Below are 12,257 nucleotides of genomic sequence, written 5' to 3'. Positions count from 1 at the left end.
ATCCGCGCAAAATAAGTCTCCGCATTGGGCGCTACAATCGCAAGATGAATCAGCCGACCGAACCCACCATCGCCATCGACGTCTATCGCGCGCGCCGTGAGCGCGTACTCGCCGCGCTGCGCGCAGCGGGCGGGGGCGTCTCCATCGTCCCCACCGCGCCGGAAAAACTGCGCAACCGGGACACCGACTACCCCTACCGGCACGATAGCTACTTCTACTATCTGACGGGCTTCACCGAGCCCGAGGCGTTGCTGGTGCTCGACGCAAGCGCAGCGCCTGGCGAGCCGGCTTCGATCCTGTTCTGCCGCGAGAAGAATGTCGAGCGCGAGACGTGGGAAGGTTTCCGTTTCGGGCCGGACGGCGCGCGCGAGGCGTTCGGCTTCGACGCCGCCTTCGCTGTAAGCGAAGTTGATACGCAACTGCCGCGCATTCTCGCTGACAAGCCGTCGCTGCATTACGCGCTGGGCACGTCGGCGGAACTGGACGAACAGGTGCGCGGCTGGCTCGACACTGTGCGCGCACAAGGCCGCGGCGGCGTCGCCGCCCCCACCGTCGCGCATGACCTGATTCCGTTGCTCGACGACATGCGGCTCGTCAAAGATGCCCACGAACTCGCCATCATGCGCCGCGCCGGACAGATTTCCGCGCAAGCGCATCGCCGCGCCATGGCCGCCTGCCACCCCGGCGTGCGCGAGTACGAACTCGAAGCCGAGTTGCTCTACACGTTCCGCAAATTCGGCGCGCAAGCGCCGGCTTACACGTCGATCGTCGCCGCGGGCGCCAACGCCTGCGTGCTGCATTACTCAGCCGGCAATGCGATTGCCCAGGACAGCGACCTGATCCTGATCGACGCCGCCTGCGAACTCGACGGGTACGCATCCGACATCACTCGCACCTTCCCGGCAAGCGGCCGCTTCACGCCGGCACAGCGCGAGCTGTACGACATCGTGCTGGCCGCGCAGCAGGCTGCCGTCAACGCCACCCGCGCCGGCGCCACCTTCGACGATCCGCACCAGGCCGCCCTGCGCGTGCTGTCGCAAGGGCTGCTCGACACCGGCATCATCGACCGCACGAAGTTCGCCTCGGTCGACGACGTGATCGCCGAGCGCGCCTATGCGCCGTTCTACATGCACCGTACCGGCCACTGGATCGGCATGGACGTGCACGATGTCGGCGACTACCGCGAACGCGGCGCACCGCGCGACGAAGCAGGCGCGCTGCCGTGGCGCACGCTGCAAGTGGGGATGACGCTGACCATCGAGCCCGGTCTGTATATCCGTCCGGCCGAAGGCGTGCCCGAGCGTTACTGGAACATCGGTATCCGCATCGAAGACGACGCGATCGTCACGCCGGCCGGTTGCGAACTGATCACACGCGACGTCCCGGTGGCGGCCGACGCGATCGAGACGCTGATGCAGGAAGCCCGCGCGGCCCAGGAAGCTGGAAAATGACCCAGAAGCAACCCCGGCAGTAACCCAAGGAAGTAGCCCGCAATGAACGACGTTTCCCAGTCGACGGTGATTCTGAAACCCGCCGCGTCCGACCATCCCTTCGATTTCGACGCGACGATCGTTGGCGCCGGGCCAGTCGGGCTGGCGCTTGCCGGCTGGCTGGCTCGACGCAGCGCGACGCAGGCGCTGAAGATCGCGCTGATCGACGCGCGCGAGCCGGAAGATTCGATTGCCGATCCGCGCGCGATCGCCGTGTCGCACGGCAGCCGGATGATTCTCGAACCGCTGAGTTGGCCCGCGGACGCCACCGCAATCCAGCGCATCCACGTGTCCCAGCGCGGCCATTTCGGCCGCACACTGATCGACCACAGCGAGCACGGCTTGCCGGCGCTCGGCTACGTACTGCGTTATGGCTCGATCGTGCATGGTCTTGCCGAGGCGGTTCATGCGACGTCCGTACACTGGTTCCGCTCCACGTCCGCCGCAGCGCCGACTCAGGACCTCGACGGCGTCACGCTGCCGATCGAAACCGCGGGTGTCACACGCAATCTGCGCACGCGAATTCTGGTGAATGCCGAAGGCGGTCTGTTCGGCGACCAGAAAACCGCAAGGGGCGCTGGTCACAGCGATGCCGGCGGTACGCGCGATTACGGGCAAACCGCGCTGGTCGGCACGGTCAGCGTATCGGCGCCGCAACCGCATGTGGCGTGGGAGCGCTTTACGTCGCAAGGACCGATCGCGCTACTGCCGATGGGCGGTGTGCGCGGCGCCAATTACGCGCTGGTCTGGTGCTGCGCACCCGACGAAGCGGCGCGACGCGCACAGCTCCCGGACGACGAGTTCCTGCACGAACTCGGCGCCGCATTCGGCAACCGCATGGGCAGTTTTACACATATAAAAGGACGCGCATCGTTCCCGCTGGGACTCAACGCGGTCGATACGCTCGTGAAGGGCCACGTCGTCGCAATCGGTAATGCGGCGCAAACGCTGCATCCGGTGGCGGGCCAAGGTCTGAATCTCGGTCTGCGCGACGCGCATGCACTTGCCGATGCCTTGTCGGTGGAAGGCCCCACCCCGCTCGCACTGGCGACGTTCGCGCAACGCCGCGCGCTCGACCGGCGCCTGACGATCGGCGCGACCGACGCACTCGCACGTCTTTTCACGGTCGACTTCCCGCCGCTCGCCACCTTGCGCGGCCTCGCCCTCACCGCGCTCGAATTCGTGCCGCCGGTGAAAACCGCGCTGGCACGGCAAATGATGTTCGGTCAACGCCGCTGAGCGCGCCGCCCCGTCGCGCCCCACAGCCTCTGCAAGCTTTTTAGGCACCGAAATCAGGCTCATAAGCGAAGCCGCGCGAGGGGTGCCGACTCTATGAACCGGACCACTTTCATAGAAGATTTAATGAGTTACGACAGACGCAAGTCGGGTCTCGGCTATCTGTTAACGCTAAAATAGCTGTTTTCCCTCGCATTTCGCGAATGCTCCGATTGACAGAATTTGAACAATCGGTCGCAGGCGCGTCCTAGTCATGCCTATTCTCGGCTCTCACAATCTGCGTAATAACCTGTTCGTCGCCCCCATGGCCGGCGTAACCGACCGGCCGTTCCGGCAGTTGTGCAAACGGCTCGGCGCGGGCTATGCGGTGTCGGAAATGGTCGCCTCGAACGCGCAGTTGTGGAAAAGCGAAAAGACCATGCGCCGTGCCAACCACACGGGCGAGGTCGAGCCGATCGCCGTGCAGATCGCAGGCGCCGATCCAGCCATGATGGCCGAAGCGGCACGCTACAACGTGGCAAACGGCGCGCAGATCATCGACATCAACATGGGCTGCCCGGCCAAGAAGGTATGCAACGTCGCCGCGGGTTCTGCCTTGCTGCAGAACGAACCGCTGGTACAGCGCATCGTCGAGGCGGTGGTAAGCGCGGTGGGCATCGGACCTGATGCCGTACCCGTCACGCTGAAGATCCGCACCGGCTGGGATCGCGACAACAAAAACGCGCTCTCCGTCGCGCATCTGGCCGAAGCCGCCGGCATTTCCATGCTGACCGTGCATGGCCGCACGCGCGCCGACCTGTATCACGGCGACGCCGAATACGAGACCATCGCTGCCGTCAAAGCGGCGGTGCGCATTCCGGTGGTCGCCAATGGCGACATTACGTCGCCGCAAAAAGCCCGTGAAGTGCTCGCCGCCACCGGCGCCGACGCCATCATGATCGGCCGCGCCGCACAGGGGCGTCCGTGGCTGTTCCGCGAGATCGAGCATTTCCTGCAAACGGGCGAGTTGCTGCCGCCGCCGCGCATCGACGAAATCCAGCAAGTGATGAACGAGCATCTCGAAGATCACTACGCGTTCTACGGCGAATTTACGGGTGTGCGCACAGCGCGTAAGCATATCGGCTGGTACACTCGCGGCCTTTCTGGCGCCAACGTGTTCCGGCACCGCATGAATACGCTGGACACCACGCGCGAACAACTCCTCGCCGTCAACGAGTTCTTCGACGCCCAAAAGGCGATCTCCGACCGCCTCGTCTACGTCGACGAGACGCTCACCAAGAACGACGGCGAGCCGGACCATACCGACCGACTAGCAGCATGAGCAAGAACAATATCGAACAATCTGTCCGCGACAGCCTGGGAATGTATTTCCAGGATCTCGACGGCTCCAATCCGCATGACGTCTACGACATGGTCATTTCATGCGTGGAAAAACCCTTGCTCGAAGTGGTGCTCGAGCAGGCCGGCGGCAACCAGTCGCTGGCCGCCGAGTATCTCGGCATCAACCGCAATACGCTGCGCAAGAAACTGCAACAGCACGGCCTCCTGTAGCTCGTTGTAGTTCGTTTTAGTTTCTTTTGCGCCCTGCCACGTTTCCCTTCGGCTTTTCGTCTTCATCATGATCAAGCAAGCGCTCATCTCCGTTTCCGACAAGTCCGGCATCGTCGACTTCGCCAAGTCGCTGTCGGACCTCGGCGTCAAGATCCTGTCGACCGGCGGCACCGCAAAACTCCTCGCGGACGCGGGTCTGTCCGTCACCGAAGTCGCCGACTACACGGGCTTCCCGGAAATGCTGGACGGGCGCGTGAAAACGCTGCATCCGAAGGTGCACGGCGGCATTCTCGCGCGCCGCGACCTGCCGGAACACATGGCAGCGCTTGAAAAGCACGACATTCCGACGATCGACCTGCTGGTCGTGAATCTGTATCCGTTCGTGCAGACTGTGTCGAAAGAAGAATGCTTGCTGGAAGACGCGATCGAGAACATCGACATTGGCGGCCCGACCATGCTGCGCTCCGCCGCGAAGAATCATCGCGATGTGACGGTGGTAGTCGATCCGGCGGATTACGCAGTCGTGCTCGACGAAATGCGCGCGAACAACAACACGGTCGCCTACAAGACAAACTTCCGTCTGGCCACCAAGGTGTTCGCGCACACCGCGCAGTACGACGGCGCGATCACGAACTATCTGACGAGCCTGACCGACGAACTGCAACATTCGTCGCGCAATGCTTACCCGGCTACGTTCAACCTGGCGTTCAACAAGGTGCAGGACCTGCGCTACGGCGAAAACCCGCATCAAAGCGCTGCGTTTTACCGCGACCTGGCGGTGCAGCCGGGCGCGCTGGCGAACTACAGCCAGTTGCAAGGCAAGGAACTGTCGTACAACAACATCGCCGATTCCGATGCAGCGTGGGAATGCGTGAAGACGTTCGACGTGCCGGCCTGCGTGATCGTCAAGCACGCGAATCCGTGCGGCGTGGCAATCGGCGCGGACGCGAACGAAGCGTACGCGAAGGCGTTCCAGACCGATCCGACCTCGGCGTTCGGCGGAATCATCGCTTTCAACCGTGAAGTCGATGAAACGGCGGCGCAAGCGGTGGCCAAGCAGTTTGTCGAAGTGCTGATCGCACCGTCGTTCAGCGCAGCGGCTCGCCAGGTGTTCGCGGCCAAGCAGAACGTGCGTCTGCTGGAAATTGCTTTGGGTGAAGGCCATAACGCGTTCGATCTGAAGCGCGTCGGCGGCGGTCTGCTGGTGCAATCGCTCGATTCGAAGAACGTGCAACCGCACGAATTGCGCGTGGTCACGAAGCGTCACCCGACGCCGAAGGAAATGGACGACCTGCTGTTCGCGTGGCGCGTCGCGAAGTACGTGAAGTCGAACGCGATCGTGTTCTGCGGCAACGGCATGACGCTCGGCGTCGGCGCGGGTCAGATGAGCCGCGTGGACTCGGCGCGTATTGCGAGCATCAAGGCGCAAAACGCCGGTTTGGCGCTGACCGGTTCGGCTGTGGCGTCGGATGCGTTCTTTCCGTTCCGTGACGGCCTGGATGTGGTGGTCGCGGCAGGCGCGACCTGCGTGATTCAACCGGGCGGCTCGATGCGCGACGACGAAGTAGTCGGCGCAGCGGACGAGCACAACATCGCGATGGTGTTGACTGGCGTGCGTCACTTCCGGCATTGATTTTGGCTTCGCGGACACCGCTTGACTCTTTGTGATGCGGTAGTCGCTAACCTGGCTTGAGTGAAACGGCCCGGCGGAGTTTTCCGCCGGGCCGTTTTGTTTTGGAACGCCGACCGCCGCACCACGCGTTCGTTGTAGTATCGCAAGCACTTAGTTTTCACCGCACATGCGGCACCTCATGAGAATTCTCGGCATCGACCCCGGCTTGCGCGTGACCGGCTTTGGCGTAATCGATCAAACCGGACACACGCTCAGCTACGTCGCAAGCGGCGTGATCAAAACCGCCGACGCCGATCTGCCGTCGCGTCTTGGCACCATTTTCGAAGGTATTTCGACGTTGATCCGCCAGCATTCGCCGGACCAGTCGGCGATCGAAAAGGTGTTCGTCAACGTCAACCCGCAATCCACCCTGCTGCTAGGCCAGGCGCGCGGCGCGGCGATCTGTGGACTGGTGGCGGGCGGCGTGCCGGTCGCCGAATACACGGCGCTGCAGTTGAAGCAGGCCGTCGTCGGCTACGGCCGCGCGACCAAGGAGCAGATGCAGCAGATGGTGGTGCGGCTCCTCAACCTCTCCGGCGTGCCCGGCACCGACGCCGCTGACGCCCTGGGCATGGCGATCTGCCACGCGCATGGCGGCTCGACGCTGAGTACGCTGGGCGGCATTGCGCCTTCGCTGGCGAAGAAGGGGTTACGCGTCAGGCGCGGACGGTTGGTCGGATAGACACTCAGTTCCGGCTCGCCAGTGCCAACCGGCAAGCTAGCCCGGCGAACACCGTCCCCAGCAGATACTGCGGCACCCGCGACGGCCGGCGCCACGCCGACCGCCCCCGCTCCTCCGGGTCAACGCTCCACAGCGCTCGTTTGCATCTCACCACCCCCCACACGCTGCGCTACACTCGCCCTTTCTCTCAAGATTGAATCCGCCATGATCGGTCGCATTGCCGGCGTTCTGCTGGAAAAAAACCCGCCACATCTGCTCGTCGACTGCAACGGCGTCGGTTACGAAGTCGATGTGCCGATGAGCACGTTCTACAACCTGCCGTCGACCGGCGAACGTGTCGTGCTGCTCACGCAAATGATCGTGCGCGAAGATGCACATCTGCTTTACGGCTTCGGCTCCGCCGAGGAACGCTCGACCTTCCGTGAACTGCTGAAGATCACCGGCATCGGCGCGCGCATGGCGCTCGCCGTACTCTCCGGCATGAGCGTGCATGAACTGGCGCAGACCGTCACCATGCAGGACGCAGCGCGCCTGACTCGCGTGCCTGGCATCGGCAAGAAGACAGCTGAGCGGCTGCTCCTCGAACTGAAGGGCAAGATCGGCGCCGACCTGGGCGCGATGGCCGGTGCGGCGTCGGCATCCGACCACGCCTCGGATATCCTGAACGCGCTGATCGCATTGGGTTACTCCGAAAAAGAAGCGTTGGCGGCCGTCAAGAACGTGCCGGCGGGCACCGGCGTTTCCGAGGGTATCAAGCTCGCGCTGAAGGCGCTCTCCAAGGGCTGAAGTTAAAACGGGGGCGCGCGGTACAATGAACGCATGATCGAAACCGACAAACTCGCCGCCGAGCGCATCATTGCGGCCACGCCCGTCTCGCCGAACGAAGAAGCGTTCGAGCGCGCGTTGCGCCCGCGCCAGCTCGAAGAATATGTCGGGCAAGAAAAAATCCGCGGTCAGCTGGAAATCTTCATCGAAGCCGCCAGGCGCCGTTCCGAATCGCTCGACCACGTCTTGCTGTTCGGGCCGCCGGGTCTCGGCAAGACCACGCTCGCGCACATCATCGCGCGGGAAATGGGGGTCAATCTGCGGCAAACCTCCGGTCCGGTGCTCGAACGCGCCGGCGACCTCGCCGCGTTGCTCACCAATCTCGAAGCCAACGACGTCCTGTTCATCGACGAAATCCACCGGCTCTCGCCGGTCGTCGAAGAAATTCTGTATCCGGCGTTGGAGGACTATCAGATCGACATCATGATCGGCGAAGGACCGGCCGCGCGCAGCGTGAAGCTGGATCTGCAGCCGTTCACGCTGGTCGGCGCGACCACGCGCGCGGGCATGCTGACCAATCCGCTGCGCGATCGCTTCGGGATCGTCGCGCGGCTCGAGTTTTATAACGCAGAGGAACTGGCGCGCATCGTCACGCGTTCGGCGTCGTTGCTGCATGCGCAAATCCATCCGGATGGCGCCTTCGAAATCGCCAAGCGCGCGCGTGGCACGCCACGGATTGCGAACCGGCTGTTACGCCGTGTGCGCGATTTCGCCGAGGTGAAAGCAGACGGCAACATCACCGCGGAAGTGGCCGACGCCGCGCTCAAAATGCTCGACGTGGACGCGGTCGGCTTCGACCTGATGGACCGCAAACTGCTCGAAGCGATCCTGCATAAGTTCGACGGCGGCCCCGTCGGCGTCGACAATCTGGCAGCGGCAATCGGCGAAGAACGCGACACGATCGAAGACGTGCTCGAACCGTATCTGATCCAGCAAGGCTTCCTGCAGCGCACGCCGCGCGGCCGCGTTGCCACGCTGCTCACGTACCGGCACTTCGGTCTCGCCGCGCCGGACGCTTCGAGCCCGATAGCCGGCATATGGGATTCGGCTGCGACCTGAGTTGGATACAAACCGCGTGAGAGCGATTCAGGGATGTCTGATCAAATCAGGCCGCGCACCTCACGCGGCGATCTCTCGCCTCGCGGTGACTCACTGGCAACCGAACCCGGCATGCGGTCGATCGGTCGCGCCAGGTATCTGCCAGGCGCTGGTGAACGGCGTATCGAAGCAGGCGCGCCGCCGCGTTGCCGCTACGCGCGGGTCGAAATAAGCCACATCGCTCAGCGCCCCGGTTCCGGCACTCTCTTGAAGCTATCGTCATCGCTTGGCGCGTCGAGATGCGACACGTCCGCCCACGACACGATCGTCGCCTTGCTGGCGTCGTCGGCATAATCAACTACGTTGACGCTCGTGTTCAGCAACGCGTAGTCACGCGGCGCATCGAGCGACAAGCCGCACGCGAACCGCCGTACGCAATCCAGCACACCACCATGGGCGACGACAGCAACCCGCCCACCCGGATGCGCGGCGACGATCGGCTCGATCGCATGCAGCACGCGATGGTAAAGCGTGCGCTGCGATTCACCTTCAGGGGGCGCAAAGCCCGCGTCGCGGGTTTGCCAGTGCGCGTACTCATCGGGGAAACGGATGGCGATCTCGTCACTGTCATGCCCCTGGAACGCGCCGTACGAGCGCTCGCGCAAACCTTCACGCAGTTGCAACGGCAGGCCGAGCGCATCGGCGATTGGCTGCGCGGTTTGCTGTGCGCGTAGCAGATCGCTCGAGTAAATGGCGTCGAGCCGCGCGCCCTCTTTCACCTCACTTGCGATGCGGCGTGCAAGGCGTTGCGCCTGTGCAACGCCAGTCGTCGCGAGGGGAATGTCGATGTGACCTTGAATGCGCTTGATGCGGTTCCAGTCGGTCTCGCCATGGCGAATGAACAGAATCTGCGTGGTCATGGAATGAGCGTGAGCGCCAGTAGCGGGTTATGCCGAGCCGCTATTGTCGCAAAAAGCGGTGGAGGAGTTTCGAGTGCCACCGCAGACACCATGCAGCGGCAGTTGTCGCTCAAGCGTTCGTCTGCAGCCAGAACGTGACCGGCCCGTCATTGACGAGCGACACCTGCATATCGGCGCCGAACTCGCCTGTCTCGACGATCGGATGCTTTGCGCGGGCTGCCGAGACGAAGTAATCGAAAAGCCGCTTGCCCTCATCGGGTGGTGCGGCGGGCGTGAAACTGGGACGCAGGCCGCTGTTGGTGTCGGCGGCCAGCGTGAACTGCGAAACGAGCAGCAAGCCGCCCGCTCGCCCGGCGCCGTCGAGATTCTGCACGGAGAGATTCATCTTGCCGGCCGCGTCGCTGAAGACGCGGTAGCCGAGCACCTTGGCGAGCAGCCGATCGGCTGCGGCCTCCGTGTCACCACGTTCGGCGCACACGAGTGCGAGCAGGCCAGCCTCGATCGCGCCGGTCACACGGTCGCCCACGCGCACTTCCGCGCGCCGCACGCGCTGGATCAGCGCGATCATCGGCTCGACTCCAAATGCAACGCTCGCGTCATCATCGCGTTATTGCGAAGCCATCAAGCCGTCAGCGTGACGCGCGCAAAACGGCGCTTGCCGACCTGCACGACGTACTCGCCGGCCTCGACCTTCAGGCCCTTGTCGGACACGGTCGTGCCATCGATCTTCACGCCACCTTGCTCGATGTTGCGCGAGGCCTCGCTCGTCGACGGCACGAGGTTCGCCTGCTTGAGCAACTGGCCGATTGCGAGCGGTGCCCCTGCGAGCGTCACGGCCGGAATATCGTCCGGCACGCCGCCCTTCGCGCGATGATTGAAGTCTTCGAGCGCGCGCTCGGCGTCGGCTTGCGAGTGGAAGCGCGCGACGATTTCCTGGCCGAGCATCACCTTGAAATCGCGCGGATTGCGGCCCGCTTCGATCTCTTTCTTAAAAGCCGCGATCTCATCCATCGGACGGAACGACAGCAGCTCGAAATAACGCCACATCAGCACGTCGGAAATGCTCATCAGCTTGCCGAACATGTCCGTCGGCTTTTCGCTGATGCCGATGTAGTTGTTCTTCGACTTCGACATCTTCTCGACGCCGTCCAGGCCTTCGAGCAACGGCATGGTCAAGATGCACTGCTGTTCCTGACCGTATTGCTTCTGCAGTTCACGACCCACCAGCAGGTTGAACTTCTGGTCCGTGCCGCCGAGCTCGAGGTCGGCATTCAGTGCGACCGAGTCATAGCCTTGCATCAGCGGGTACAGGAGTTCGTGGATCGAAATCGGCACGCCACCCTGGAAACGCTTGGTGAAGTCTTCGCGTTCGAGAATACGCGCCACCGTGTAGCGCGACGCGAGCTTGATCATGCCGTCGGCGCCGAGCGGCATCGACCATTCGCTGTTGTAGCGGATTTCGGTCTTGTCGCGGTCGAGCACGAGCGCGGCTTGTTCGAAGTACGTCTTCGCGTTCGATTCGATCTGCTCGCGCGTGAGCGGCGGGCGCGTGGCGTTGCGGCCCGACGGATCGCCAATCAGCGAGGTGAAGTCACCGATCAGGAAAATCACCGTGTGACCGAGATCCTGCAACTGGCGCATCTTGTTCAACACGACCGTGTGGCCGATGTGGATGTCAGGCGCGGTCGGATCGAGACCGAGCTTGATGCGCAGCGGCTTGGCCGTCGCCGCGCTCTTCGCGAGCTTTTGCGCGAATTCGTCTTCGATCAGGAGTTCGTCGACGCCGCGTTTAGTGACGGCGAGTGCGTGACGGACTTCGTCGGTGATCGGGAAGGCGGGGCTGGGCTTGGTGGACTCGGTGCTCATGCTGGAAACTTGAAGTCGCGAAAAAGGGAGATTGTCCCATAGATGCGCGCCGCCGCGCCCACTGACTCAGCCCCAAGCGCCCCGCTGGCACACGATTTTGGGCTGCCGGGCCGCGCCATCGACATCGTGGCGCTTTATATTCGGCCGCGCTTGAGTCGATATTGCGTCGATAATCTGCTAAAACAGACGGCAACGAATCATCGAGAGGAGCAGCAACGTGGCGCAAGACCCCGCAGACGGCGTCTACTTTGGATTGATGTCCGGCACGAGCATGGACGGCGTGGACGGTATCGCCGTCAAATTTGCCCAAGGGAAGCCGCCAGTGGTGCTGGCCGAGGCGTTTGTCGGCTTCGCGGCAGGCTTGCGCGAGGCGTTATTCGCGCTTCAACAGCCGGGGGACAACGAGATCGAACGCGAAGCGCTGGCGGCCAACGCGCTCGCCACGCGCTACACCGTGTGCTGCCACGAATTGCTGCAAGGCAGCCGGGTGCCAGCCTCGGAAGTTCGTGCGATCGGCGTGCATGGCCAGACGGTGCGGCATCGGCCGGAAAAGGGATACACGCGGCAGATCAACAACCCTGCGCTGCTCGCGGAAATGATGCACATCGATGTGGTTGCCGACTTCCGCAGCCGCGACGTCGCGGCCGGCGGCCAGGGCGCGCCACTCGTACCGGCGTTTCACGCCACCGTATTCGGCGCGAAAGACGAAACGCGGGTGGTCTGCAATCTCGGCGGCATCAGCAATATCACGATCCTGAACGCGACCGGCGGCGTGCGCGGTTTCGATTGCGGGCCGGCAAACGCACTGCTCGACGAATGGGCGCAGCGCCATCTAGGCAAGCCTTTCGACGAGAACGGCCATTTCGCCGCGGGCGGACAGGTCGATCGCACGTTGTTGAACGCACTGCTCGATGAACCCTTTTTCTCGCAGCAACCACCGAAAAGCACCGGCCGCGACTTGTTCAACCCGCAATGGC

At 63.4% G+C, this 12,257-nt stretch carries 12 protein-coding genes and 1 pseudogene; 9 read left to right on the top strand and 4 right to left on the bottom strand.

Translation table 11 applies throughout. The features are described 5' to 3' along the window. Nucleotides 1-44: 44 nt before the first annotated feature. The 6 genes from VFE81_RS28680 (at nt 45) to ruvC (ending at nt 6,631) form a co-directional block, all read left to right on the top strand. Nucleotides 45-1,451 carry an aminopeptidase P N-terminal domain-containing protein gene (locus tag VFE81_RS28680; RefSeq protein WP_325047809.1) on the top strand — a complete coding sequence of 469 codons (1,407 nt, stop codon included), beginning with the start codon at nt 45-47 and terminating at the stop codon, nt 1,449-1,451. A gap of 42 nt (nt 1,452-1,493) precedes the next feature. Continuing rightward, nucleotides 1,494-2,729 (top strand): UbiH/UbiF/VisC/COQ6 family ubiquinone biosynthesis hydroxylase, encoded by a 1,236-nt coding sequence (locus VFE81_RS28675; protein ID WP_325047808.1) that lies wholly within the window; start codon nt 1,494-1,496, stop codon nt 2,727-2,729. 250 nt (nt 2,730-2,979) lie between these two features. Beyond that, complete coding sequence (gene dusB, locus VFE81_RS28670) at nt 2,980-4,047, top strand: tRNA dihydrouridine synthase DusB (protein ID WP_325047807.1); 1,068 nt, start codon at nt 2,980-2,982, stop codon at nt 4,045-4,047. Continuing rightward, the gene (locus VFE81_RS28665; protein ID WP_007180440.1) at nt 4,044-4,277 is read left to right on the top strand and encodes a Fis family transcriptional regulator; all 234 of its coding nucleotides are present in this window, start codon (nt 4,044-4,046) and stop codon (nt 4,275-4,277) included. The genes dusB and VFE81_RS28665 overlap by 4 nt, the downstream gene beginning before the upstream one ends. Before the next feature lie 67 nt (nt 4,278-4,344). After that, nucleotides 4,345-5,910, top strand: a complete 1,566-nt coding sequence (gene purH, locus VFE81_RS28660; RefSeq protein WP_325047806.1) for a bifunctional phosphoribosylaminoimidazolecarboxamide formyltransferase/IMP cyclohydrolase — start codon at nt 4,345-4,347, stop codon at nt 5,908-5,910. A gap of 178 nt (nt 5,911-6,088) precedes the next feature. After that, nucleotides 6,089-6,631, top strand: a complete 543-nt coding sequence (gene ruvC, locus VFE81_RS28655) for a crossover junction endodeoxyribonuclease RuvC (protein WP_097390381.1) — start codon at nt 6,089-6,091, stop codon at nt 6,629-6,631. A 4-nt stretch (nt 6,632-6,635) separates the two neighbouring features. On the opposite strand, the pseudogene VFE81_RS28650 reads toward ruvC, so the two are convergent. After that, nucleotides 6,636-6,728, bottom strand: a pseudogene (locus VFE81_RS28650) (LysE family translocator); the annotation flags it as partial. A gap of 107 nt (nt 6,729-6,835) precedes the next feature. Between VFE81_RS28650 and ruvA the strand changes: the two are divergent. Both ruvA and ruvB read left to right on the top strand, forming a co-directional pair. Beyond that, the gene (ruvA, locus tag VFE81_RS28645; RefSeq protein WP_325047805.1) at nt 6,836-7,417 is read left to right on the top strand and encodes a Holliday junction branch migration protein RuvA; all 582 of its coding nucleotides are present in this window, start codon (nt 6,836-6,838) and stop codon (nt 7,415-7,417) included. Nucleotides 7,418-7,450: 33 nt separating this feature from the next. Then, complete coding sequence (gene ruvB / locus VFE81_RS28640; protein WP_325047804.1) at nt 7,451-8,515, top strand: Holliday junction branch migration DNA helicase RuvB; 1,065 nt, start codon at nt 7,451-7,453, stop codon at nt 8,513-8,515. A gap of 221 nt (nt 8,516-8,736) precedes the next feature. Here ruvB and VFE81_RS28635 read toward each other — a convergent pair whose 3' ends face one another. From VFE81_RS28635 to tyrS, 3 genes are all read right to left on the bottom strand, one after another. Further along, nucleotides 8,737-9,414 (bottom strand): histidine phosphatase family protein, encoded by a 678-nt coding sequence (locus VFE81_RS28635; RefSeq protein ID WP_325047803.1) that lies wholly within the window; start codon nt 9,412-9,414, stop codon nt 8,737-8,739. Nucleotides 9,415-9,523: 109 nt separating this feature from the next. Continuing rightward, nucleotides 9,524-9,982, bottom strand: a complete 459-nt coding sequence (gene dtd / locus VFE81_RS28630; protein ID WP_172160035.1) for a D-aminoacyl-tRNA deacylase — start codon at nt 9,980-9,982, stop codon at nt 9,524-9,526. A gap of 53 nt (nt 9,983-10,035) precedes the next feature. Next, entirely contained in the window at nt 10,036-11,280 is a 1,245-nt protein-coding gene (gene tyrS, locus VFE81_RS28625) for a tyrosine--tRNA ligase (RefSeq protein ID WP_325047802.1), read from the bottom strand. Nucleotides 11,281-11,497: 217 nt separating this feature from the next. On the opposite strand from tyrS, the gene VFE81_RS28620 reads away from it, so the two are divergent. After that, the coding region (locus tag VFE81_RS28620; RefSeq protein WP_325047801.1) for an anhydro-N-acetylmuramic acid kinase at nt 11,498-12,257 on the top strand (760 nt) is incomplete at its 3' end.

It is taken from the genome of Paraburkholderia sp., assembly GCF_035656215.1.
Classification (GTDB): Bacteria; Pseudomonadota; Gammaproteobacteria; order Burkholderiales; family Burkholderiaceae; genus Paraburkholderia.
Note: the sequence above shows the minus strand (reverse complement) of the source record. Positions and strands in the feature narration are given on the sequence as shown.

Excerpts from the sequence above, each read along its gene's own strand:
- VFE81_RS28675 (WP_325047808.1), top strand. The coding sequence starts at position 1,494 with ATGAACGACGTTTCCCAGTCGACGGTGATTCTGAAACCCGCCGCGTCC.
- dusB (WP_325047807.1), top strand. The coding sequence starts at position 2,980 with ATGCCTATTCTCGGCTCTCACAATCTGCGTAATAACCTGTTCGTCGCC.
- VFE81_RS28680 (WP_325047809.1), top strand. The coding sequence starts at position 45 with ATGAATCAGCCGACCGAACCCACCATCGCCATCGACGTCTATCGCGCG.
- purH (WP_325047806.1), top strand. The coding sequence starts at position 4,345 with ATGATCAAGCAAGCGCTCATCTCCGTTTCCGACAAGTCCGGCATCGTC.
- tyrS (WP_325047802.1), bottom strand. The coding sequence starts at position 11,280 with ATGAGCACCGAGTCCACCAAGCCCAGCCCCGCCTTCCCGATCACCGAC.
- dtd (WP_172160035.1), bottom strand. The coding sequence starts at position 9,982 with ATGATCGCGCTGATCCAGCGCGTGCGGCGCGCGGAAGTGCGCGTGGGC.
- ruvA (WP_325047805.1), top strand. The coding sequence starts at position 6,836 with ATGATCGGTCGCATTGCCGGCGTTCTGCTGGAAAAAAACCCGCCACAT.
- ruvC (WP_097390381.1), top strand. The coding sequence starts at position 6,089 with ATGAGAATTCTCGGCATCGACCCCGGCTTGCGCGTGACCGGCTTTGGC.
- ruvB (WP_325047804.1), top strand. The coding sequence starts at position 7,451 with ATGATCGAAACCGACAAACTCGCCGCCGAGCGCATCATTGCGGCCACG.
- VFE81_RS28635 (WP_325047803.1), bottom strand. The coding sequence starts at position 9,414 with ATGACCACGCAGATTCTGTTCATTCGCCATGGCGAGACCGACTGGAAC.
- VFE81_RS28665 (WP_007180440.1), top strand. The coding sequence starts at position 4,044 with ATGAGCAAGAACAATATCGAACAATCTGTCCGCGACAGCCTGGGAATG.